The sequence below is a fragment of the Streptomyces sp. NPDC001902 genome (assembly GCF_042891295.1).
GTDB lineage: Bacteria > Actinomycetota > Actinomycetes > Streptomycetales > Streptomycetaceae > Actinacidiphila.
The window spans coordinates 50,699-74,261 of record NZ_JBIATA010000005.1; the positions used below are offsets into that span (position 1 = coordinate 50,699).

The window sequence follows — 23,563 nt, forward strand, 5'->3', positions numbered from 1 at the left end:
CATGCCGTCCTCTGGGCCGACGGGGGTGCGGCGTGCGGCCCGCCGACAGGTCGGCACCGCGTACCGCCGCGCGCCGCTCGTGGGGACCGGACCCCTGGGGGCCGGCCGACCGGCCGGCCGGCCCCCAGGGGGCCTCAGGAGCTCCGGCGCTGCCGCAGCGGTCGCATCACGGCATCGCCCGCACCGCGCAGCCTGGCAGAGAAGCGGGCCGAGGCCGCCGACCAGCGCTCCGCGGACCGCCAGACGACCCGGACCGTGGAACGCGGCAGCAGCACGGCACGGATCCGCGTCATGCCGTCCGCGTTCCTGCGCAGCCCCTCCCGCACCAGTTGGACGTCCTTCGCCGAGCCAGTGGTCGTCGGCGGCCGCGGCGAGAACAGGGCCTGCTCCACCGAGGTCGCCAGACGCTGCGCCGCCTCCGCCGAGGGCCCTTCCAGCCCGCCGTCGCGGACGAGGCGCGCCGCGACCCGGCGCGGGGTCTCGGACTCGTCGGGCCGCAGACCGTAGTCCCAGGCGGTGTCGATCAGCTCCAGCCAGGCCGCCAGGGTCCGGGCACCGTCCCGGGCGCCCATGGCGTCCAGCTCGCCGGCGGTCAGGCCCTGCGATGCCCCGCCCTGCCCGTCGGCTCCCGCCGTGCCCCGGGCACGCCCGGTGAGCTCCAGCCATGCCGCCAGTGCCGCCGGGTCCTGGCCGCCGCCGCGCAGCCGCTGGAAACGCTGCCTGCGCCGCCAGAGCAGCGGCAGCAGCAGGACCAGGACCACCAGCGGCACCACGGCCCAGGCGAGGACGCGCAGCGTCCACGTGACGATCCGCGGCCACAGCCGCTCGTCCTGCGTGCCGACGCCCGAGGCCTGCCCCAGGGGGTCGCAGTTGCCGAGCTGGGCGTCCTTGCCCAGGCAGGACGGCGAAACGGTCGGGCCGGTGCTGGCCCCGGCCCCCGCGGACTGCTCAGGGGTGTCGGGCGCCGTGGGCCCGGAGTCGGAGGTGGCCGCCTCCTGGGTGTAGCCCGGCAGGGTGCCGCGGGTCGGCGTGGGCTCGAACCGCGTCCAGCCGACGCCCTCGAAGTACACCTCGGGCCAGGCGTGCGCGTCCTTCAGCCCCACCGCGTACGCACCGTCCGACTCCGAGGTGCCGGGCGTGAAGCCGACCGCCACCCGCGCGGGGATGCCCAGGGTCCGCGCCATCGCCGCCATCGTGAAGGCGAAGTGGATGCAGAACCCTTCCTTGTTGCGCAGGAAGCGGGTGATGGCCTGCACACCGGTGCCGGAGCGCACCGAGGTGTCGTACGAGAAGGCGCCCGAGGTGAACCACCGCTGCAGCGCGAGGGCACGCTCGTAGTCGTTGGTGGCGTCCTTGGTGACCTCCAGGGCCGTCTGCGCCACCACCGGGGGCAGCGAGTCCGGCACCTTCGTGTACTCGGCCCGCAGCCGGGCGTCGGCAGGCGGCGCGCTCGCCAGCTGCTCCGCGGTCGGCTCCAGCGCCAGGCTGCTGACCTGGTAACGGGTGTCCGAGGTGGTCTGGCCCCGGTCGCCGATGATGGTGCGGCCCGTGGGCTCGAAGCGCCAGCGCCCGTCGACCTGCACCTGTGTGGCCGGGTACGGCAGCGGCAGCCACATCTGGACGTAGCTCTTGTCCGCCGCGACCGAGGTGGCGACCTCGGTGGCCTTCACGTCGGGACCGAGCCCCTGGGGGCTGGGCAGCACCTTGGGCACGCCGGTGAGGGAGCGCTGCGCGGGCTCCCACTTGTCACCGGTGAAGCGGTCCAGCGCCACGATCCGCAGGTACATGTCCGCGTTGGAGACGGCGTTCGTCCGGTACCGGAGAACGACCCGGTCATCGGGCTGGTTGAGGTTGTCCTGGAGCGCGACCACGGGGTTGACCGCGGAGATCGTGCCGCCGCCGCGTCCGTTGCCCGTGCCCGAGCCCCCCGTCGGCAGCAGCCCGACGCCCATCGAGGGCAGCGCCGCCGGCGCCACCAGGGCGATGCCGAGCGCCATCGCCCCTATGCGGCGCCCGGTCCGTACCGGGGCCACCGCCCCGGTAGGTCCTCCGTACCCGGCGCGCGCGCCGGACCCGACGCCGCCGAAGACCCGGCCCCAGCGCGAGATCCGGTCCCGGCCCTCGGCCAGCAGGAGCAGCAGGTAACCGACGGCCGCCAGCAGGAAGTACGGCCAGCGGGTGCCGTCGCCCCCGGCCAGCCCCGCCGCGATCGAGTACAGGGCCAGCAGCGGCAGTCCGGCCGGGGCCGCGCTGCCGTAGGTCACCGCCAGCGCGTCCACGGTCAGCCCGATCAGCAGCACGCCGCCGAGCAGCAGCAGCCGGATGCCCGGGGTGACCGGCGCCGGGATGGCGAACTGGGTCACGTCCTGCATCGCGGCCGTCAGCAGGTTGCCGAACTGGGTGAACGCCGCGGGCCCCGGCAGGAACCCGAGCAGGGCCTGTTCGCCGGCGAACATCAAGGTGAGCACCAGCAGCGTGACCACCGCCTGCGCCAGCACGGTCAGCGGGCGGGCCAGCGGCACCCGCCGGGCCAGCGCGCCCACCCCGGTCTGCAGCGCCACCAGGAAGGCGGCCTGCAGGATCCACGAGTTCGGCGTCGCCAGCGGCAGCAGCGAGCAGGCGGTCATCAGCGTCGCCGCCGCCGCGCAGACCGCGAGCCGCCCTCGTCCGCTCATCATCGCGTCCCCGCCTCCTCACGCGACCGGTACCGGTCGGCGCGCTGCCACAGGTCGGGCAGCCCGTCGCCGGCGGCGGCCGGGAGCACCGTCCAGCCCGCCTCGTGCAGCATCCGCACGGCCCGGGCCGAGCCGTCCTCCGGCGCGTCCGCGTCCGTGCCCGTCCGCGGCGCCTCGGGCCGTCCCGTCCCGTCCTCGTCCAGCGCCCCCCAGGCGGCGCTGTCCAGGACGAAGGCGACGGCGGCCCCCGCCCGCTGCCTCATCCGCCCCGCCATCGCGGCCTGCTCCTCGTCGAGGTCCCCGAAGAACGCCACCAGCAGGCCCTCGCTGCCCGTGCGCAGCACGTCCAGCGCACGGGAGAGCCCGGCGCCGTCCGAGTGGTCGACCACCGCCAGGGTGTCCAGCAGGGTGCCGGCCGCGTCCGAGGAGTCCGTGCCGCCGAAGCCGTCGTTCCCGGGCACCGTGGTGCCGGTGTCGGTGAGCAGCCGTACGGAGTAGCCGCGCTCCAGCATGTGCATCGCCACCGAGGCCGCCCCGGACACCACCCACTCGAAGGCCGAGTCCGGCCCGGCGCCGAAGTACGCCACGGCCCGGGTGTCCAGCAGCACCGTGCACCGGGCGCGGTGCGGCTGCTCCTCGCGGCGCACCATGAGCTCGCCGTACTTGGCGGTCGAGCGCCAGTGCACCCGGCGCAGGTCGTCGCCGTGGCGGTAGCCGCGCGGGATCACGTCGTCCTCGCCCGCCAGGGTCAGCGCACGGGTGCGGCTCTCCCCGTAGCCGGAGGAGTCGCCCTTGAGCTTGACCGGCGGCAGCGGCTCCACGCGGGGCACCACGGTCAGGGTGTCGTACGCGCTGAAGGAGCGGGTCAGCTCGCACATGCCGAAGGGGTCGGTCAGCCGCAGCTGCAGCGGCCCCAGCGGGTAGCGCCCGCGCAGGTCGGAACGGACCCGGTAGGACACCTCGCGGTGGCCGCCGGGCTCCACCCGGTCCAGGATGAAGCGGGGCCTGGGCCCCAGCACGTAGGGCACCCGGTCCTGGAGCATCAGCAGGCCGGTGGGCAGCCGCGACACGTTGTCCACCCGCAGGTGCACCCGCGCCTCGGACATCGCCGGCACGCGCGAGGGCGACAGCCGGCGGCTGCCGGCGACGCGGTAGCGCGTGCGGTGGAGCACGGCCACGCAGACCAGCGGCAGCACGGCCAGCAGCAGGCCGACCCGCAGCAGGTCCGGCTGCCCCAGGACGTAGGCGCAGACGGCCGCCGCGATCCCCGCGGCGAGGAACGAGCGGCCCCGCGTGGTGAGGCCGCCCAGGGCGGCCCGGAAGCCGCTTTCACGCTCGGTCACGCGGCACCTCCAGCGTCCCCGTCCGTCGTCCGGGTCACCGGCTGCCGTACGGGTCGGGGACCGGCGTGCGCTGCACGATCTCCGCGACGACCTGCTCCGGGGTGCGCCGGTTCAACTGGGCCTGTGCGGTCGGCAGCAGACGGTGCGCCAGCACGGCGCCGGCCAGCGTCTGGACGTCGTCGGGGAGCACGTAGTCCCGGCCGTCCAGGGCCGCCGCGGCGCGGGCGGCGCGCACCAGGTGCAGCGTGGCGCGTGGGGAGGCGCCGAGTCTCAGGTCCGGGTGGTCCCGGGTGGCCGAGACCAGGCTCACCGCGTAGTGCCGCACGGCCGGGGACACGTGCACCGTCCGTACGGCTTCGACGAGTTTGACGATCTCGTGCGCGTGGGCGACCGGCTGCAGGTCGTCCAGCGGGCTGACGCCCGCGTGCACGTCGAGCATCTCCAGCTCGGCCTCCATGCTGGGGTAGCCGATGGAGACCCGGGCCATGAAGCGGTCCCGCTGCGCCTCGGGCAGGGGATACGTCCCCTCCATCTCCACCGGGTTCTGGGTGGAGATGACCATGAAGGGGCTCGGCAGCGGGTAGGTGCTGCCGTCGATGGTGACCTGCCGCTCCTCCATCGACTCCAGCAGCGCCGACTGCGTCTTGGGCGACGCGCGGTTGATCTCGTCGCCGACGACGATCTGCGCGAAGATCGCGCCCGGCTTGAACTCGAAGTCGCGGCGCTGCTGGTCGAAGACGCTGACCCCGGTGATGTCCGACGGCAGGAGGTCCGGCGTGAACTGGATGCGCCGGACCGAGCAGTCGATCGACCGGGCCAGCGCCTTGGAAAGCATCGTCTTGCCGACGCCGGGGACATCCTCGATGAGCAGATGTCCCTCGGCGAGCAGCACCGTCAGCGCAGTCCGTACGACCTCGGGCTTGCCCTCGATCACGTTCTCCACCGACCGGCGTACGCGGTCCGCCGTGGCAGTCAGATCGCTGAGGCTCGCTCGCGCGTCATAGGTCGTCACCCGGTTCTCCTCGGCCCGTTCCTGGGGACACGGTCATCCCTGGACCGGCCCTCCCCGTTATACGAAGCATTCTCCCCTTCAACTATGCTCCGCGTCACTCCGCTTCCGTTACTCGTTTGTGATTTCGCGCAGCAGGCCGGTGTGCACGTCGAACACAAACCCCCGCACATCGCCCGTGTGGGTCAGGAAGGGGGACGTCCGGACCCGCTGCATCGACTGCCGCACGTCCTGGTCGACGTCACGGAAGGACTCCACCGCCCAGGTCGGACGCTGGCCCACCTCCTCCTCCAGCTCCGTGCGGAACTCCTCGGTCAGCGACTCCAGGCCGCAGCCGGTGTGGTGGATCAGCACGACCGAGCGGGTGCCCAGGGCGCGCTGGCTGATGGTCAGCGAGCGGATGGTGTCGTCGGTGACCACACCGCCGGCGTTGCGGATGGTGTGGCAGTCGCCGAGCTCCAGGCCCAGCGCCTTGTGCAGGTCGAGGCGGGCGTCCATGCAGGCGACCACGGCCACCTGCAGAACGGGGCGGGCGTCCATGCCGGGGTCGCGGAACTGCTCCGCGTAGCGCCGGTTCGCCTCGACCAGCCGGTCGGTGACGGACGCCGTGCCGGTGCCGGCGGGAACCGCGGACTCATGCGCGTTTATCGACATGACACGACCGTAGAGGGCACGGTCTCTTCCGACCTGCTGGAGGGTCCGGCAAATCTCGGTCAAACCGGTGCACTGTGAGGTAACCCACAGGCGTCGCGCGCGCTCGCCCGTGCGGGTGATTCGGGCGCGGACGCCCACCAGGGCGCCCGTGCCAGGGCAGGCTTCTCGTTGACCGTGGGGGCCGGTGGAGTAAAGTGGCGCGAAGTGGGTCGACCAACCTGGTGCGGGAGGTGCGGATGTTCCTCGGGACGTACGCGCCACGGCTGGACGACAAGAGCCGGCTGGTCCTCCCCGCGAAGTTCCGCGAACAGTTCGCGGACGGCCTGGTCATCACCAAGGGCCAGGAGCGCTGCCTGTACGTATGGCCGGTCGAGGGCTTCCGCGCCCTCACCGAGGAGCTGCGCAGCGCCCCCCTCACCTCCAGGGCGGCACGCGACTACATGCGCGTGCTCTTCGCCGGCGCCCATGACGAGGTCCCCGACAAGCAGGGCCGCGTCACCCTCCCGCAGCCCCTGCGCGACTACGCCGGACTGCGCCGCGACTGCGCGGTGATCGGCGCCAACACCCGGGTCGAGGTGTGGGACGCGGCGGCCTGGGAGGACTATCTGGCGGGTCAGGAAGACGCCTTTTCGGCGTTGTCCCAGGAGGTGCCTCCCGGCTTACTGTGACCTCGCCCGTAGCCTGATGGCTCACGTACGAGTACGTGACGCTCGGCCTCCTCCCGCTCCCCGGTCCGCTGGCACTCCTTCCCCGGTGCCAGAAGGCCGCCCACGAGCGGGCGGGGACCCAGTGGTACGTCCCCGCGAGCAGATGAGAAGGGCTTCATGAGCACCACCCCGTCCGAGCCACGCCACGTCCCGGTCATGCTGGACCGCTGCCTGGACATGCTGGCGCCCGCCGTCGAAGCGCCGGGCGCGGTGGTCGTGGACGCCACCCTCGGCCTCGGCGGGCACAGCGAGGCACTGCTGCGGCGGTTCCCCGAGGTCCGGCTGGTCGCCGTCGACCGCGACCCCGCCGCGCTCAAGCTCGCCGGTGAGCGGCTCGCCCCGTACGGCGACCGGGCCACCCTCGTGCACGCCGTCTACGACGAGATCCCCGAGGTGCTGGAGCGGCTCGGCGTCCCGAAGGTGCAGGGCGTCCTGTTCGACCTGGGCGTCTCCTCCATGCAGCTGGACGAGGCCGACCGCGGCTTCGCCTACGCCCAGGACGCGCCGCTGGACATGCGCATGAACCAGACCGCGGGCATCAGCGCCGCCGAGGTCCTCAACACCTACCCGCCGGGCGAGCTGGTGCGGGTGCTGCGCGACTACGGCGAGGAGAAGTTCGCCCGCAAGATCGTGGAGGCGGTCGTCCGCGAGCGGGCACGCGAGCCCTTCACCACCAGCGCCCGGCTGGTCGAGCTGATCCGCGAGGCGCTGCCGCAGGCCGCCAAGCGGACCGGAGGCAACCCGGCCAAGCGCACCTTCCAGGCGCTGCGCATCGAGGTCAACGGGGAGCTGACGGTGCTGGAGCGCGCCATCCCCGCGGCCGTCGCCACGCTCGCCGTGGGCGGCCGGATCGTCGTGCTGTCCTACCACTCCCTGGAGGACCGCCTCGTCAAGGGCGTCCTCGCCGCCGGCGCGGCCATCACGGCGCCGCCCGGGCTGCCCGTGGTGCCGGAGCAGTACCAGCCGCGGCTCAAGCTGCTCACCCGCGGCGCCGAGCTGCCCACGGAGGACGAGATCGCCGCCAACCGCCGGGCCGCCCCGGCGCGGCTGCGCGGCGCCCAGCGGATCCGCGAGGCCCTGGCGTGAGGCGGCGCACCTCGGCGGCGCGCTCGCCCTTCGTCCTGCTGATCGTGCTGCTGCTGGGCGGCGGCCTGATCACCCTGCTGCTGCTCAACTCGGCGGTGAACCGGGACTCCTTCAAGCTCAGCGAGCTGCAGAAGAAGACCACCCAGTACACCGACGAGGAGCAGGCGCTGCAGCAGGAGGTCGACCAGTACTCGGCGCCGGACGCACTGGACGAGCAGGCCCGCGACCTGGGCATGGTCCCCGGTGGCAACCCGGCCTTCCTCGCCCCCGACGGCAGGGTCCTGGGCAGACCCGGCGCCGCGCCGTACGTGCCGGCCCCCAGCCCGAGCACGGCGCCCGCCACCGTCGCTCCCAGCGGCTCCGCGGCCGCCTCCCTGGGCCCGACGCCGTCCGCCTCCGCCTCCGCCAAGCCCAGCACGAGCCCCAAGGAGACCCCGTGACCGCTGCTCCGGGGCCCCGCGCCCTCCACCCGCCCCGATCCGCCCGTCCGGCCGGCCGGGAAGGTGCCGGGGCGTGGTGACCCGCGACGGGGAGCCGCCGCGCGAGCGGGGCGACCGCGGCGAGCGGGGCGAACGGCGTGACCGGGCCGGCCGGGAGAACGGCGCCGGCCGCCCGGGGCCCGACGCCCGGGGCCGTGGCGGCCGCGGTGACGGCGGCGGAGCCGCCCCCCGGCGCCGGCAGGTGCCCCGGGGACGCGACGGCGACGCCGGAACGCCCGCACGCGGCGGCGAGACCGGCGAACCCCGCCGGAGGACCGCACCCGGGCAGCAGGCGGGGGCACGCCAGCCCGCCGCACGCGGGGCGCGGCCACGTGACGACGGCGGCCGGACCGCCCGCGAGGCGGGCCGCGACCCGCGGGCCCGCAGGCCCACCCCCCGCCGCGAGGGATCCGGCGCGTCCGGCACGTCCGGCAGCGCCGGCACCTCCGGCGTGCCGCACGGACGCACTCCCGGGGCCCGCAGGCCGGCCGTCGGCGGACGCGACGCCAGGGGCGCCCGGGACCGGGCCGGCCGCGGGGCCGTACCGCCGCGGCGCAGGCCCCCGCGCCCGGTCACGCCGGCCGGTGCGCCGCTGCTGCGGCTGGGCCGGCCACGGCCGCGCCTGCGGCTGGTCAGCTTCGCGCTGACGCTGGTGATGCTCACCTTCGTGATCCGGCTCTTCCAGGTGCAGGCCGTGGACGCCGCGACCTACGCCGCGAAGGCCGAGGTCAACCGCAACGTCAAGGTGACCCTCGCCGCCGAGCGCGGGACGATCACCGACCGCAACGGGGTCGACCTGGCCACCACCGTCGACGCGTACGACATCACGGCCGACCCGATGCTCTTCACCCCCAAGTACGCCGAGGTGAAGGACGCGCCGGCGCGCGCCGCGGAACTGCTCGCGCCGATCGTCGACGGCGACCAGAAGGAGATCGCGAAGCAGCTCGCCAATTACCCGGGATCGCGCAACGAGATCATCGCCCGGCAGCAGTCGCCGCAGGTCTGGAACCAGATCAAGGACCTGCAGAGCGCGCTCGCCGACCGCGCCGAGAAGGGCGACGGCGTCAACTACCTCGCCGGGGTCTTCCGGCTCCGGCACGCCAAGCGCGTCTACCCCGCGAGTAACCTCGCGGCGGGCGTGATCGGCTGGGTGAACGCCTCCGGCGCGGGCGGCGGCGGTCTGGAGAGCCGCCTCGACAAGGCACTGGCGGGCAAGGACGGCACCGTCACCTACGCCCAGTCCGGCGGCCGCCGGGTGCCCACGGCCAGCGTGCAGGAGCGCGCCGCCGAGCCCGGCACCGACGTGGAGCTGACCCTGGACCGGGACATCCAGTGGGCCGCCCAGCGGGCGATCACCCAGCAGGTGAGGGCGTCCGACGCCGACCGCGGCTACGTGATCGTCCAGGACACCCGCACCGGGCAGGTGCTGGCCATGGCCAACGCCCCCGGCTTTGACCCCAACGACCTGACCCGGGCCGACCCCACCGCCCTCGGCAACGCCGCGCTGCAGGACGCGTACGAGCCCGGCAGCGTCAGCAAGCTGATGTCCATGGCCGCGGTCCTCGACGAGGGCGTGGCCACCCCGGACACCCACGTCACGGTGCCCGGCACCCTGCCGCGCGCCGACCGCGTCTTCCACGACGACGTGGACCACGGCACCTGGCACCTGACCCTGAACGGCGTGCTCGCCAAGTCCAGCAACATCGGCACGATCCTGGCCGCCGAGCAACTCGGCAAGAACCAGAAGCAGGCCAACCGCGTCCTCTACTCGTACCTGAGGAAATTCGGCATCGGGCGGCCCACGGGGGTCGGTTTCCCCGGCGAGACGCCCGGCATCCTGGCGAGGCCGGACCAGTGGAACGCGTCCCAGCAGTACACCATCCCCTTCGGGCAGGGCCTGTCGCTGAACGCGCTGCAGGCCACCTCGGTGTACTCGACGATCGCCAACGGCGGTGTACGGGTCGAGCCCAGCCTGGTGCGCGGCACGACCGGCCCGGACGGCCGCTTCGTCCCGTCCCCGCAGGCGCCGCGGACCCGGGTGGTCAGCGCGAAGACGGCCAAGACGCTCACCACCATGCTGGAGTCCGTGGTCGGCGACGAGCAGGGCACCGGCACCAGGGCCCGCATCGCGGGGTACCGCGTCGCGGGCAAGACCGGCACGGCCAACCGGGTGGACCCGGAAACGGGCACCTACAGCGGCTACACGGCCTCGTTCATGGGATTCGCCCCCGCCGACGACCCGCGGCTGACCGTGTCCTGCGTGATCCAGAACCCGACCCGCGGCAGTTATTTCGGTGGTCAGATCTGCGGCCCGGTGTTCAAGCGGGTCATGGAGTTCGCCCTGAAGTCCCTGCAGGCGGCGCCCAGCGGAACCAAGGCCCCGAACCTGCCGGTCGAGTGGGACCCCTCGAAGCCGTGACCGGCGAGCAGGGGAGGAAGGAACGGCGGCCGTGAACGGACACGACCCCACAGCGGAAGGTACGGGCGGTAGCCCCGCGCACGCGGACCGTACCGGAGGAAGCAGCAGGCCGGAAGCCCGGCGAGGGGCTTTTGGCCCGGAGCCCGGCCCGGCGGGTACTCTCACGGCCGTGTCACACGCTGATCAGTCCCCCCGCCCCGAACCGACGCAGCCGGGCGCGCCCCGCCCCACCCGGGTCCGGCCCGTACCGACCGCGGAACTGGCCGCGCGGCTGGGCGCGGAACCGCCCGCGCCGAGCGCCGCCCCGGTCACCGGGATCACGCACGACTCGCGGGCCGTCCGCCCCGGCGACCTGTACGCCGCGCTGCCCGGTGCCCGCTTCCACGGTGCCGACTTCGCCCCGCAGGCGGCCGAACTGGGGGCCGCGGCGATCCTCACCGACCCGGCGGGCGCCGAGCGTGCGGCGGCGACCGGCCTGCCGGTGCTGACGGTCCAGGACCCCCGGTCGCGGATGGGCGAGCTGGCCGCCGAGATCTACGGCCGGCCGGGTGAGGACCTGCTGCAGATCGGGATCACCGGCACCTCCGGCAAGACCACCACCGCCTACCTCATCGAGGGCGGCCTGCGCGCGGTGCACGGCGGCGGGACGGGACTGATCGGCACGGTCGAGTCCCGGATCGGCGACGAGCGGATCAAGAGCGAGCGCACCACCCCCGAGGCCACGGACCTGCAGGCACTCTTCGCGGTGATGCGCGAGCGCGGGATCGAGTCCCTGGTCATGGAGGTCTCCAGCCACGCCCTGGTGCTGGGACGGGTGGACGGGGCGGTCTTCGACGTCGCCGTCTTCAACAACCTCAGCCCCGAGCACATGGAGTTCCACTCGGGCATGGAGGACTACTTCCAGGCCAAGGCGCAGTTGTTCACCCCGCGCCGCAGCAAGGCCGGCGTGGTCAACATCGACGACGAGTACGGCCGCCGCCTGGTCCGCGAGTCGCAGGTGCCGATCACCACCTTCTCCGCCGACGGCCACCCCGACGCCGACTGGCGCGCCGAGCACGTCGTGACCGGGCCGCTGCGCTCCACCTTCACCGTCGTCGGCCCGGGCGGCGTGCGCATCGAGGCCGCCTCGCCCCTTCCCGGCCCCTTCAACGTCGCCAACGCCCTCGCCGCGATCGCCGCCCTGGCGGTGGCCGGGATCGACCCGCAGACGGCCGCCCAGGGCGTCGCCGCCGTCCCGGGCGTGCCGGGCCGGCTGGAGCGCGTCGACGCGGGCCAGCCGTACCTCGCGGTCGTCGACTACGCCCACAAGACCGACGCCGTCGAATCGGTGCTGCGGGCCCTGCGCAAGGTCACCAAGGGCAACCTGCACATCGTCCTCGGCTGCGGCGGGGACCGCGACGAGACCAAACGCGGCCCGATGGGCGCCGCCGCGGCACGGCTGGCCGACACGGCCGTGCTGACCTCGGACAACCCCCGCTCCGAGGATCCGCTCGCGATCCTCACCGCGATGCTGGCCGGAGCGGCCGGGGTGCCCGCGCACGAGCGGGGCCATGTCGTCGTCGAACCCGACCGGGCGGCGGCCATCGCGACCGCCGTCGCCCTGGCCCGGCCGGACGACACCGTACTGGTGGCCGGCAAGGGCCATGAGCAGGGCCAGGACATCGCCGGAGTGGTACGCCCCTTCGACGACCGAGAAGTGCTGCGCGCGGCCATCGAACGGGCCGCCGGCACACCAGCGCAGGAGAAGGACCAGGACCAGCTGTGATCCCACTCACCCTCGCCGAGGTCGCACACGCGGTCGGCGGGAGCACGTACGACATACCGGACCCTACGGTGCCCGTCACCGGGTCCGTGGAGATCGACTCCCGCAAGGTGACGCCGGGCGGCCTCTTCGTCGCCTTCCAGGGCGAGCACGTGGACGGTCACGACTACGCGGAGCGGGCCGTGGCGGCCGGAGCGGTCGCCGTTCTGGCGGCCCGGCCGGTCGGCGTGCCCGCGATCGTCGTGGACGACGTCCAGCTCGCCCTGGGCGCACTGGCCAGGCACGTCATCGAACGGCTCGGCGCGACCCTCGTGGCGCTGACCGGATCGGCGGGCAAGACCAGCACCAAGGACCTCACCGCACAGGTGCTGCAGCGGCTCGCCCCGACCGTCTGGACGCCCGGCTCGCTCAACAACGAGATCGGGCTGCCGCTGACCGCGCTGCGCGCCGACGACACCACCCGGCACCTGGTGCTGGAGATGGGCGCCCGCGGCATCGGCCACATCCACTACCTCACCGAGCTGACCCCGCCGCGGATCGGCGTGGTCCTCAACGTCGGCACCGCCCACATCGGCGAGTTCGGCGGCCGAGAGCAGATCGCCCAGGCCAAGGGCGAGTTGGTCGAGGCGCTGCCGGAGGCCGCCGACGGCGGCGTCGCCGTGCTCAATGCGGACGATCCCCTCGTACGCGCCATGTCCTCCCGCACCAAGGCGCGCGTCGTGCTGTTCGGCGAGTCCGCCGACGCAGACGTCCGCGCCGAGAACGTCCGCCTCAACGACCGAGGTCAGGCCGTCTTCACGCTCACAACGCCTACCGGGTGCAGCGAAGTGACCTTGCGCCTGTACGGTGAGCACCACGTGTCGAACGCGCTTGCCGCGGCCGCCGTAGCCCGTGAACTCGGCATGCCCGTCGACGAGATCGCCACCGCGCTCTCCGAGGCGGGGACGCTGTCCCGCTGGCGCATGGAGGTCGTCGAACGGCCGGACGGCGTGACGGTCGTGAACGACGCCTACAACGCGAACCCCGAATCCATGCGAGCCGCCCTGCGCGCGCTCGCGGCCATGGGCCGTGCCGCCGAGGCACGCGGGGGACGCACGTGGGCGGTGCTGGGCGAGATGGCGGAGCTCGGCGGGGAGGCCCTCGCGGAGCACGACGCTGTCGGACGGCTGGCCGTCCGGCTCAACGTCAGCAAGCTCGTGGCAGTCGGCGGCCAGGCGGCCGCCTGGGTGCAAATGGGCGCCTACAACGAGGGTTCGTGGGGTGAGGAGTCGGTGCACGTGTCCGACGCTGAGGCGGCGATCGACCTGTTGCGCAGTGAACTGCGTCCGGGGGACGTCGTGCTGGTGAAGGCATCGAGGGCGGTCGGCCTGGAGCGGGTCGCACTCGCGCTGCTCGACGGCGTCGAGGGCGGGGGCGCTGAGTAATGAACCAGATCCTGGTCTCGGGTGTTCTCGGTCTGTTCCTGTCCCTCGTCGGTACCCCGATGCTGATCAAGCTGCTGGCCCGCAAGGGCTACGGCCAGTTCATCCGCGACGACGGGCCCAAGGAACACCACAGCAAGCGCGGTACGCCCACCATGGGCGGCATCGCCTTCATCCTGGCCACGCTCGTCGCGTACGCGCTCACCAAGGTCATCACCTCGGAGCGCCCGACGATCTCCGGCGTGCTGGTGCTCTTCCTCTTCACGGGACTGGGCGTCGTCGGCTTCCTCGACGACTACATCAAGATCGTCAAGCAGCGCAGCCTGGGCCTGCGGGCCAAGGCGAAGATGGCGGGCCAGCTGATCGTCGGCATCACCTTCGCGGTGCTGTCGCTGCAGTTCTCCGACGCCCGCGGCGTCACCCCGGCCTCCACCCGGCTGTCCTTCACACAGGACTTCGGCTGGTCCCTCGGCCCGGTGATCTTCGTGATCTGGGCGCTGTTCATGATCCTCGCGATGTCGAACGGCGTGAACCTCACCGACGGCCTCGACGGCCTGGCCACCGGCGCCTCGGTGATGGTCTTCGCCTCCTACACCGTCATCGGCGTGTGGCAGTACGGCCAGTCCTGCTCCAACGTCATCACCGCGGGGCCCGGCTGCTACGACGTACCGCACCCGCTCGACCTCGCGGTCGTCGCCGCGGCGCTGATGGGCGCCTGTTTCGGCTTCCTGTGGTGGAACACCTCGCCGGCCAAGATCTTCATGGGTGACACCGGCTCGCTCGCGCTCGGCGGCGCCCTGGCCGGTCTGGCCATCTGCTCCCGCACCGAGCTGCTGCTGGCGATCCTGGGCGGCCTCTTCGTCCTGATCACCCTCTCCGTGGTCATCCAGGTCGGCTCCTTCCGCCTGACCGGCAAGCGGGTCTTCCGCATGGCACCGCTGCAGCACCACTTCGAGCTCAAGGGCTGGAGCGAGGTCCTGGTCGTCGTCCGCTTCTGGATCATCCAGGGCATGTGCATGGCCGTCGGCCTCGGTCTCTTCTACGCGGGCTGGGTGGCCGCGCAGTGACCTCGGCCCCCGGGCAGGAGCCCGGCTCGCGTCAGGACGGACTTCCGCCGGCCGCCGTCGAGGCGGCCGGGCGGCTCGGACTGCCGGGCCGCCGGGTCACCGTCGCGGGCCTCGGCGTCTCGGGCGTGCCCGCCGCCAAGGTGCTGCACGCCCTCGGCGCCCGCGTGACGGTCGTCAACGACGGCGACGACGAGCCGGCCCGGGCCCAGGCCGCCGAGCTGGAGGCGCTGGGCGTCACCGTGCGGCTCGGGGACGGCCGGACCCTGCCCGAGGGCACCGAACTGATCGTCACCTCGCCCGGGTGGAAGCCCACCAGCCCGCTCTTCACGGCCGCCGGGGCCGCGGGCGTGCCCGTGTGGGGCGACGTGGAGCTGGCCTGGCGGCTGCGCGGCCCCGGGGCGGCGCCCTGGCTCGCCGTCACCGGCACCAACGGCAAGACCACCACCGTGCAGATGCTCGCCTCCATCCTGCGCGCTGCGGGCCTGCGCACAGCGGCGGTCGGCAACATCGGCACGCCGATCCTGGACGTCGTCCTGTCCGGGCATGAGCACGACGTCCTGGCCGTGGAGCTGTCCAGCTACCAGCTGCACTGGGCCCCCTCGGTGCGCCCGCACTCGGCCGCCGTCCTGAACCTCGCCCCGGACCACCTCGACTGGCACGGCTCGATGGAGGCCTACGCCGCCGACAAGGGCCGCATCTACGAGGGCAACAAGGTCGCCTGCGTCTACAACCTCGCGGACCCCGCCACCGAGGCGCTGGTGCGCGAGGCCGACGTCGAGGAGGGCTGCCGCGCGATCGGCTTCGGCCTCGGCAGCCCCCGGCCCTCGGAGTTCGGGGTCGTCGAGGGCATCCTGGTCGACCGGGCCTTCGCGCCCGAGCGGCACAAGAACGCCCAGGAGCTGGCCGAGGTCTCCGACGTGCACCCGCCGGCCCCGCACAACATCGCCAACGCCCTGGCCGCGGCCGCCCTCGCCCGTGCGTTCGGGGCCTCGCCGACCGCCGTCCGGGACGGACTGCGCGCCTTCCGGCCGGACGCCCACCGCATCGCCCACGTGGACCGGATCGACGACGTGGACTACGTCGACGACTCCAAGGCGACCAACACCCACGCCGCCGAGGCCTCCCTCGCCGCCTACGAGCACATCGTCTGGATCGGCGGCGGCCTCGCCAAGGGCGCCACCTTCGACGAGCTCGTCAAGGGCGCGGCCAAGCGGCTGCGCGGCGCCGTGCTGATGGGGGCCGACCGCGCCCTCGTCCGTGAAGCGCTCGCGCGACACGCCCCCGAGGTCCCGGTCGTCGACCTCGACCGCACCGACACTGGGGCGATGGCGGCGGCCGTCCACGCCGCGCGGGACCTCGCCCACCCGGGGGACACGGTGCTGCTGGCACCGGCCTGCGCCTCGATGGACATGTTCGCGGACTACAAGGCTCGCGGAAACGCCTTCGCGCAGGCCGTACGGGATCTGCGGGCGCCCGGCGCCGGGCAGTAGCCGGGGCCGCTCCGGCACGCACCGCGACCTAGGAGGGGACATGACGGCAGCCGACCACGGTGACGCCTCCGGTTCTCGTTCCCGCAACGCCCTGAAGGCGCCCGCCCGCCCCCCGCGGGCGGCGCCGCCACGGCGCGGGGCGGCCGCCTCCGGGGCGCGCACCCCCGGCGGGAAGGCGTCGCGGGGCAGCGCGCTGCGGGGCGCCAGGGTCGTCCTGGACCGCGCCATGCGGACCTGGGACCGCCCGCTGACCGCGTACTACGTCATCCTCGGCAGCAGCCTGCTGATCACCGTGCTCGGCCTGGTGATGGTCTTCTCCGCCTCGCAGATCAAGGCGCTGGAGTACGGGCTGCCGTCCACGTACTACTTCCGCAAGCAGCTGTTCGCCGCCGTGCTCGGCACCGGCCTGCTCGTCGCGGCCTCGCGGGTGCCGGTGCGGCTGCACCGGGCGCTGTCCTACCCGCTGCTCGTCGGCTCGGTCTTCCTCATGGCCCTGGTCCAGGTGCCGGGGATAGGGCAGTCCGTCAACGGCAACCAGAACTGGCTCTACCTCGGCGGCCCGTTCCAGCTGCAGCCCAGTGAGTTCGGCAAGCTCGCGCTCGTCCTGTGGGGCGCGGACCTGCTGGCCCGCAAGGAGGACCTCAAGCTCCTCGTCCAGTGGAAGCACCTGCTGATCCCGTTGGTGCCGGTCGCCTTCCTGCTGCTCGGCCTGATCATGCTCGGCGGTGACATGGGTACCGCGATCATCCTCACCGCGATCCTGTTCGGCCTGCTGTGGATCGCCGGCGCCCCCACCCGCCTGTTCGCGGGCGTCCTGGGGGTCGCGGGGATGATCGGCTTTCTGCTGATCAAGACCAGCGGCAACCGCATGGACCGGCTCGCCTGCATCGGGGCCACCGACGTCACTCCCGGTGGCGGCTGCTGGCAGGCCGTGCACGGGATCTACGCCCTCGCCTCGGGCGGATGGTTCGGTTCCGGACTCGGCGCGAGCGTGGAAAAATGGGGTCAACTGCCCGAGCCGCACACCGACTTCATCTTCGCCGTGACCGGGGAGGAACTGGGGCTGACGGGGACGCTGTCGGTGCTCGTCCTCTTCGCGGCTCTAGGCTATGCGGGTATCCGCGTGGCCGGTCGTACGGAGGAGCCCTTCGTCAGGTTTGCCGCGGGAGGCGTGACGACGTGGATCACGGCGCAGTTCGTGGTCAACATCGGTGCGGTGCTCGGCCTGCTGCCGATCGCCGGTGTCCCGCTCCCGCTGTTCTCCTACGGAGGCTCGGCCCTCCTGCCGACCATGTTCGCGATCGGGCTGCTCATCTCCTTCGCGAGGAGCGAGCCCGCCGCGCGAGCGGCACTCAACGCGCGGGGGCCCGGCTACTGGCCGGGGGCAATGACACGGACGATGAGGCGGTTCGTCAGACGGCGACCGTCCGGAGAGCGGTGAATTTCGGTGCATGTCGTACTCGCCGGTGGGGGGACCGCCGGCCACATCGAGCCCGCGCTCGCGCTCGCCGACGCCCTGCGCAGGCAGGACCCGACCGTGGGGATCACGGCACTCGGCACCGAGCGGGGTCTGGAGACCCGGCTGGTGCCGGAACGCGGCTACGATCTGGCGCTCATCCCGGCCGTCCCGCTGCCGCGCAAGCCCACCCCCGAGCTGATCACCGTCCCAGGGCGGCTGCGCGGCACCATCAAGGCCGCCGAGCAGATCCTGGAGCGGACCAAGGCCGACGCGCTCGTCGGCTTCGGCGGCTACGTCGCCCTGCCCGGATACCTGGCCGCCAAGCGGCTCGGCGTGCCGATCGTGGTGCACGAGGCCAACGCCCGCCCGGGCCTCGCCAACAAGATCGGCTCCCGTTACACCGGCTACGTGGCCGTGAGCACCCCGGACAGCAAGCTCCGGCACTCCCGCTACGTCGGCATCCCGCTGCGCCGGTCCATCGCGACCCTCGACCGGGCCGCGGTCCGCGCGGAGGCGCGTGCCGCCTTCGGCCTCGACCAGAACCTGCCGACCCTGCTGGTCTCCGGCGGTTCCCAGGGCGCCCGGCGGCTCAACGAGGTGATCGCCTCCGTCGCCCCGCGCCTGCAGCAGTCCGGCGTCCAGATCCTGCACGCGGTCGGCCCGAAGAACGAGCTCCCGCACGCCGACAACATGCCCGGCATGCCGCAGTACGTCCCGGTCCCCTACCTGGACCGGATGGACCTCGCCTACGCCGCCGCCGACATGATGCTCTGCCGGGCCGGCGCCATGACCGTCGCCGAGCTCTCCGCCGTGGGCCTGCCGGCCGCGTACGTCCCGCTGCCGATCGGCAACGGCGAGCAGCGGCTGAACGCGCAGCCGGTCGTCAAGGCGGGCGGCGGCGTCATCGTCGACGACGCGGACCTCAGCGCTGAGTGGGTGCTCGGCAACGTGCTGCCCGTCCTGACCGATCCGCACCGTCTGTACGAAATGTCGCGCGCCGCGGCCGAGTTCGGCCGCCCGCACGCCGACGAGCTGCTCGTCGGCATGGTCTACGAGGCGATCGCCGCCCGCCGCGGCTGAACCCCGGTGCCGGCCGGGCACCTCCGGCACCCCCGGCGGGCGACGCCGGGGGTCCCCCGTGCTCCGTTGGGGTCACGGGGGAGGAGGCCCGGCCCGCCGGGCGGCGCGCGGCCGCCCGGGCACCCAGCACGACGACTAGCCTGCCCGGAAGCGCAAGGCAGTTCCGACGACCCCGGAGGCGAACGTGGCCGTACCGACGACCGCCCCGGCGGCCGGCGAGCAGGACGGCGGGACCGAGCGCCCGCCGCGGCGGAGCCGGCGCCTCATCGTCCTGACGGCGCTCGCCGCGGCCACCGTGCTGGGCGGCACGGGCACCTGGCTGTTGTACGGCTCCGCCTGGCTGCGCGCGACGCAGGTCCGCGTGACGGGCACGGAGGTGCTCTACCCCGACCAGGTGCGCGACGCCGCGCAGGTGCCCCTCAACGGGCCGCTGGTTTCCGTGGACACGGACGTGATCGCCCGCCGGCTGAAGGCGCGGTTGCCGCGCATCTCCGCCGTGGAAGTGGAGCGTTCGTGGCCGCACGCGATCACACTGAAAGTGACGGAGCGAACTCCCGCCGCCCTTGTGAAAGGTGACGGGTACTTCGTCGAAGTCGACGCGGACGGCTTCCGGTTCGACGAGCGGGACACTCCCCTCAAGGGTGTGCCCATCATCGAATTGAGGCCTGACCGCAACTCCGCGAGCTATCGTCTTTTTGGGACAAAACGACTATTGGCGGCGGCGGTTCAGGTCGCGGCGGACCTGCCGAAGGTCGCATACCGGGACGCACAGCTCATCGATGTGCGCTCATATGACGACATTACGGTCGAACTGACCGGTGGGCGCGCGGTGATGTGGGGGAGCGCGGATCGAGGGGCGGAGAAAGCGGTTGCCCTCGCGGCGCTGATGAAAGTCGAGCACGATGCCGAGTTCTTCGACGTGAGCGCCCCAACATCCCCTGCTGCGTCGGACAGTTGACGTCCCAGCCTTCTGTTCGACACCCTGGTTGGTCCGGCTCTGGCGTGATCACATAGGGTCAAAAGAAAAACGGGAGGTTCGGCGTGTTCGTTGAACGCGAACCGCTTGTCGATTTAGTGTCCTGTCCCAAAGACAGTGCGGGACAGACATACTGGTAACCCTAAACCTCAGGGTTAGGGTTCGGATCGGCCGGCCTTCCCGACGGTCCCCACAGGTATACGTAACTCGAGGCGAGAGGCCTTCGACGTGGCAGCACCGCAGAACTACCTCGCAGTCATCAAGGTCGTCGGCATCGGCGGCGGTGGCGTGAACGCCATCAACAGGATGATCGAGGTCGGTCTCAAGGGCGTCGAGTTCATCGCGATCAACACCGATGCACAGGCCCTGCTGATGAGCGACGCCGACGTCAAGCTGGACGTCGGCCGTGAACTCACGCGTGGACTCGGCGCCGGGGCCAACCCGGACGTCGGCCGGAAGGCCGCCGAGGACCACCGCGAGGAGATCGAAGAGGTGCTCAAGGGCGCCGACATGGTCTTCGTCACCGCGGGCGAGGGCGGCGGCACCGGTACCGGCGGCGCGCCCGTCGTGGCCAACATCGCCCGCACGCTGGGCGCCCTCACCATCGGTGTGGTCACCCGGCCGTTCACCTTCGAGGGACGCCGCCGGGCCAACCAGGCCGAGGACGGCATCGCCGGGCTGCGCGACGAGGTCGACACCCTCATCGTGATCCCGAACGACCGGCTGCTGTCCATCTCGGACCGCCAGGTGAGCGTGCTGGACGCCTTCCGCTCCGCGGACCAGGTGTTGCTCTCCGGTGTACAGGGCATCACCGACCTGATCACCACCCCCGGTCTGATCAACCTCGACTTCGCCGACGTGAAGTCCGTGATGTCCGAGGCGGGTTCAGCCCTCATGGGCATCGGCTCGGCCCGCGGGGACGACCGCGCGGTCGCCGCGGCGGAGATGGCCATCTCCTCGCCGCTGCTGGAGGCGTCCATCGACGGCGCCCGGGGCGTACTGCTCTCCATCTCCGGTGGCTCGGACCTCGGCCTGTTCGAGATCAACGAGTCGGCCCAGCTGGTCAGCGAGGCCGCCCATCCCGAGGCCAACATCATCTTCGGTGCGGTCATCGACGACGCCCTGGGCGACGAGGTCCGGGTCACCGTCATCGCGGCCGGCTTCGACGGCGGGCAGCCGCCGACCCGCAACCGCGACAAGGTGCTCGGCTCGTACTCCTCCCGCGAGGAGAACTCCTCCTCGTCGCCGGCCCGTCCGGCCGCCCCGGCCACCGAGCCGGCCCGCCCGGCCTTCAGCGGCCTGGGCAGTGTCACCCAGCGTGAGGAGGGGCCGAAGCCCGAGCCGGTCGCCGAGGTGCCGGCCCAGCCGATCGCCCCGCAGGTTCCCCCGGCGCGTCCGTACCAGGACACCGCCGCCGAGGAACTCGACGTACCCGACTTCCTGAAGTAAGCACAGTCACACGTGATAACGCTCAACCACGCACGTCCGGGCGGCGCCCACTTCGCCTTCACCGACAGGTGGGGAGGGGTGAGCGCCGCTCCGTACGACAGCCTCAACCTCGGCGGCGCGGTCGGTGACGACCCGGCCGCCGTCCTTTCCAACCGTGACCTCGCCGCACGCGGGCTGGGCCTCGACCCCGCCCGGGTGGTGTGGATGAACCAGGTGCACGGCAACGACGTCGCCGTGGTCGCCGCCCCCTGGGCCGACGGCCGGGTCCCGGAGGTGGACGCCGTCGTCACCACCCGGCCCGGACTCGCCCTCGCGGTCCTGACCGCCGACTGCGTCCCGGTCCTGATGGCCGACGCGCACGCCGGGGTGGTGGCCGCGGCCCACGCCGGCCGCCCGGGTCTGCTGGCCGGGGTCGTCCCGGCGGCGGTCGAGGCCATGGTCGGCCTCGGCGCCCGCGCGGAACGGATCACCGCGATGACCGGCCCCTCGGTCTGCGGCGCCTGCTACGAGGTGCCCGAGGCGATGCGCGACGAGGTCGCCGCCGCCGTCCCCGAGGCCCGTGCCACCACCAGCTGGGGCACCCCCTCCCTGGACATCGCCACCGGAGTGCACGCCCAACTTGCCCGACTGGGTGTCCCGATGGGTGAGAAATCCCATATTTGTACGATGGAGTCCGGAGACCACTTCTCCTACCGCCGTGAGCGGACCACCGGACGACTCGCGGGATATGTCTGGCTGGACGGCCCGAGTGACTGACCGTACGCAAGAGCGAAGGGCCGAGCTGGCCGGGAACCTGGCCGCGGTCGAGGAGCGCATCGCGGCGGCCTGCGCGGCGGCCGGCCGGGCGCGGGACGAGGTGACCTTGATCGTGGTCACCAAGACCTACCCGGCGAGCGACGTGCGGATCCTGTCGGAGCTCGGCGTCCGCCAGGTCGCGGAGAACCGCGACCAGGACGCCGCCCCCAAGGCGGAGGCCTGTGCGGACCTACCGCTGACCTGGCACTTCGTGGGCCAGCTGCAGACGAACAAGGTGCGCTCGGTGGTCCGCTACGCGGACCTCGTGCACTCGGTCGACCGCCTCCGGCTGGTCGACGCGCTCTCCGCGGCCGTCATGAAGTCCGAGCGGGCCGACCGCGAGCTCGGCTGCCTGGTCCAGGTCGCGCTCGACGCCGAGGCCGGGGCGCAGGGCGCCCGCGGCGGAATCGCACCCGATGCCGTCGAAGGGATCGCCGAAACCGTCGCGGCCGCCCCCGGGCTGCGCCTTGACGGACTGATGACGGTCGCACCGCTGGCGGGGCCGTACGCGGGTCAACCCCGCGCCGCCTTCGATCGGCTGGCGGAAATCGCATCCTGCCTGCGCGCGTCGCATCCGGCTGCAAACATGGTCTCGGCAGGGATGAGCGCGGACCTCGAAGAGGCCGTCGCCGCCGGTGCGACACACGTACGCATCGGTAGCGCGGTACTCGGAGTCCGGACCGGGCTCGGGTAACGTCACCAAACAAGTCGGACCACACAAAAAATATGGTCTTTCCCCGCTGAGAGGACGCAGAGCATGGCCGGCGCGATGCGCAAGATGGCGGTCTACCTCGGCCTCGTGGAGGACGACGGGTACGACGGCCCGGGCTTCGACCCCGACGACGAGTTCGAACCGGAACCCGAGCCGGAGCGCTCCCGCCGACCGCACCAGTCCCACCAGCCACCACATCAGACACAACCGGAGGAACCGGCACGCATCGTGCACGCCCCGGCCCCCCGGGAACCACGGATCGCCGCAGTGGCATCCATCACACAAGAACGCCATAGCCTGGAGAAGAACGCGCCGGTGATCATGCCTAAGGTCGTGTCGGAACGAGAGCCGTACCGGATCACGACACTCCACCCCCGGACGTACAACGAAGCCCGTACGATCGGGGAACACTTCCGCGAGGGCACGCCGGTGATCATGAATCTGACGGAGATGGACGACACGGACGCGAAGCGACTTGTCGACTTTGCCGCCGGGCTGGTCTTCGGGCTGCACGGCAGCATCGAGCGGGTGACGCAGAAGGTGTTTCTGCTGTCGCCTGCTAACGTCGATGTCACGGCGGAGGACAAGGCCCGCATCGCCGAGGGCGGGTTCTTCAATCAGAGCTGAGATACGCAACCGTACGAAACCGGCCGTGAGGGCCATGGACGAGCAAGGGAGAGGGAAGCGCGATGGACATCGCACTCCAGGTGCTGTGGATCGCGCTGATGTGTTTCCTGCTCGTCCTGATCTTCCGGTTGGTGATGGACTATGTTTTCCAGTTCGCTCGATCGTGGCAGCCCGGGAAGCCCATGGTGGTCGTCCTGGAGGCCACCTACACTGTCACCGATCCGCCACTCAAGCTTCTGCGGCGGTTCATCCCGCCGCTGCGTCTCGGGGGCGTGGCGCTCGACCTGTCCTTCTTCGTATTGATGATCATCGTGTACATCCTGCTCACCGTCGTAGGGGGCTTGCGAGGATGA

20 protein-coding genes are annotated in these 23,563 nt (G+C 72.5%); 16 read left to right on the plus strand and 4 right to left on the minus strand.

Going from position 1 to position 23,563, the window contains the following annotated elements; all coding sequences use genetic code 11:
• Positions 1–134 precede the first annotated feature (134 nt).
• The 4 genes from ACFYYN_RS11145 to ACFYYN_RS11160 form a co-directional block, all read right to left on the minus strand.
• Positions 135–2,675, minus strand: coding sequence for a transglutaminase TgpA family protein (locus ACFYYN_RS11145; protein ID WP_500545716.1), 2,541 nt, complete (start codon positions 2,673–2,675; stop codon positions 135–137).
• A complete protein-coding gene (locus ACFYYN_RS11150; protein ID WP_500329855.1) occupies positions 2,675–4,018 on the minus strand; it encodes a DUF58 domain-containing protein in 1,344 nt (447 codons plus the stop codon). Before ACFYYN_RS11150 ends, ACFYYN_RS11145 begins: the two co-directional genes overlap by 1 nt.
• Before the next feature lie 34 nt (positions 4,019–4,052).
• Positions 4,053–5,030 (minus strand): AAA family ATPase, encoded by a 978-nt coding sequence (locus ACFYYN_RS11155; RefSeq protein WP_500545531.1) that lies wholly within the window; start codon positions 5,028–5,030, stop codon positions 4,053–4,055.
• A gap of 108 nt (positions 5,031–5,138) precedes the next feature.
• Positions 5,139–5,681: a beta-class carbonic anhydrase gene (locus ACFYYN_RS11160; protein WP_499511367.1), complete on the minus strand. Its 543-nt coding sequence runs from the start codon at positions 5,679–5,681 to the stop codon at positions 5,139–5,141.
• Between the two features lie 194 nt (positions 5,682–5,875).
• On the opposite strand from ACFYYN_RS11160, the gene mraZ reads away from it, so the two are divergent.
• The 16 genes from mraZ (at position 5,876) to ACFYYN_RS11240 (ending at position 23,563) form a co-directional block, all read left to right on the plus strand.
• Positions 5,876–6,349 (plus strand): division/cell wall cluster transcriptional repressor MraZ, encoded by a 474-nt coding sequence (gene mraZ, locus ACFYYN_RS11165; RefSeq protein WP_500329851.1) that lies wholly within the window; start codon positions 5,876–5,878, stop codon positions 6,347–6,349.
• Between the two features lie 156 nt (positions 6,350–6,505).
• On the plus strand, positions 6,506–7,474 hold the full coding sequence (gene rsmH, locus ACFYYN_RS11170) for a 16S rRNA (cytosine(1402)-N(4))-methyltransferase RsmH (protein ID WP_500329850.1): 969 nt from the start codon (positions 6,506–6,508) through the stop codon (positions 7,472–7,474).
• Positions 7,471–7,914 carry a cell division protein FtsL gene (gene ftsL / locus ACFYYN_RS11175; RefSeq protein ID WP_500545533.1) on the plus strand — a complete coding sequence of 148 codons (444 nt, stop codon included), beginning with the start codon at positions 7,471–7,473 and terminating at the stop codon, positions 7,912–7,914. Before rsmH ends, ftsL begins: the two co-directional genes overlap by 4 nt.
• Before the next feature lie 73 nt (positions 7,915–7,987).
• On the plus strand, positions 7,988–10,372 hold the full coding sequence (locus tag ACFYYN_RS11180) for a peptidoglycan D,D-transpeptidase FtsI family protein (RefSeq protein ID WP_500545534.1): 2,385 nt from the start codon (positions 7,988–7,990) through the stop codon (positions 10,370–10,372).
• A gap of 169 nt (positions 10,373–10,541) precedes the next feature.
• Positions 10,542–12,137 (plus strand): UDP-N-acetylmuramoyl-L-alanyl-D-glutamate--2,6-diaminopimelate ligase, encoded by a 1,596-nt coding sequence (locus ACFYYN_RS11185; protein ID WP_500545535.1) that lies wholly within the window; start codon positions 10,542–10,544, stop codon positions 12,135–12,137.
• The gene (locus ACFYYN_RS11190; protein WP_500330486.1) at positions 12,134–13,558 is read left to right on the plus strand and encodes a UDP-N-acetylmuramoyl-tripeptide--D-alanyl-D-alanine ligase; all 1,425 of its coding nucleotides are present in this window, start codon (positions 12,134–12,136) and stop codon (positions 13,556–13,558) included. The genes ACFYYN_RS11185 and ACFYYN_RS11190 overlap by 4 nt, the downstream gene beginning before the upstream one ends.
• Positions 13,558–14,622, plus strand: coding sequence for a phospho-N-acetylmuramoyl-pentapeptide-transferase (gene mraY, locus ACFYYN_RS11195; RefSeq protein WP_499511361.1), 1,065 nt, complete (start codon positions 13,558–13,560; stop codon positions 14,620–14,622). The genes ACFYYN_RS11190 and mraY overlap by 1 nt, the downstream gene beginning before the upstream one ends.
• 80 nt (positions 14,623–14,702) lie before the next feature.
• The gene (gene murD / locus ACFYYN_RS11200; protein WP_500545717.1) at positions 14,703–16,112 is read left to right on the plus strand and encodes a UDP-N-acetylmuramoyl-L-alanine--D-glutamate ligase; all 1,410 of its coding nucleotides are present in this window, start codon (positions 14,703–14,705) and stop codon (positions 16,110–16,112) included.
• 40 nt (positions 16,113–16,152) lie between these two features.
• Positions 16,153–17,553, plus strand: a complete 1,401-nt coding sequence (ftsW, locus tag ACFYYN_RS11205) for a putative lipid II flippase FtsW (RefSeq protein WP_500545537.1) — start codon at positions 16,153–16,155, stop codon at positions 17,551–17,553.
• Positions 17,554–17,559: 6 nt separating this feature from the next.
• Entirely contained in the window at positions 17,560–18,651 is a 1,092-nt protein-coding gene (murG, locus tag ACFYYN_RS11210) for an undecaprenyldiphospho-muramoylpentapeptide beta-N-acetylglucosaminyltransferase (protein WP_500532888.1), read from the plus strand.
• A gap of 184 nt (positions 18,652–18,835) precedes the next feature.
• Positions 18,836–19,609: a cell division protein FtsQ/DivIB gene (locus ACFYYN_RS11215; protein WP_500545538.1), complete on the plus strand. Its 774-nt coding sequence runs from the start codon at positions 18,836–18,838 to the stop codon at positions 19,607–19,609.
• A 246-nt stretch (positions 19,610–19,855) separates the two neighbouring features.
• Positions 19,856–21,076 carry a cell division protein FtsZ gene (gene ftsZ / locus ACFYYN_RS11220; RefSeq protein ID WP_500545539.1) on the plus strand — a complete coding sequence of 407 codons (1,221 nt, stop codon included), beginning with the start codon at positions 19,856–19,858 and terminating at the stop codon, positions 21,074–21,076.
• Positions 21,077–21,091: 15 nt separating this feature from the next.
• The gene (gene pgeF / locus ACFYYN_RS11225; protein ID WP_500545718.1) at positions 21,092–21,832 is read left to right on the plus strand and encodes a peptidoglycan editing factor PgeF; all 741 of its coding nucleotides are present in this window, start codon (positions 21,092–21,094) and stop codon (positions 21,830–21,832) included.
• The gene (locus ACFYYN_RS11230) at positions 21,804–22,565 is read left to right on the plus strand and encodes a YggS family pyridoxal phosphate-dependent enzyme (RefSeq protein ID WP_500545541.1); all 762 of its coding nucleotides are present in this window, start codon (positions 21,804–21,806) and stop codon (positions 22,563–22,565) included. The genes pgeF and ACFYYN_RS11230 overlap by 29 nt, the downstream gene beginning before the upstream one ends.
• 63 nt (positions 22,566–22,628) lie before the next feature.
• Positions 22,629–23,210 (plus strand): cell division protein SepF, encoded by a 582-nt coding sequence (locus ACFYYN_RS11235; protein WP_018557119.1) that lies wholly within the window; start codon positions 22,629–22,631, stop codon positions 23,208–23,210.
• Positions 23,211–23,272: 62 nt separating this feature from the next.
• Positions 23,273–23,563 carry a YggT family protein gene (locus tag ACFYYN_RS11240; protein WP_018557120.1) on the plus strand — a complete coding sequence of 97 codons (291 nt, stop codon included), beginning with the start codon at positions 23,273–23,275 and terminating at the stop codon, positions 23,561–23,563.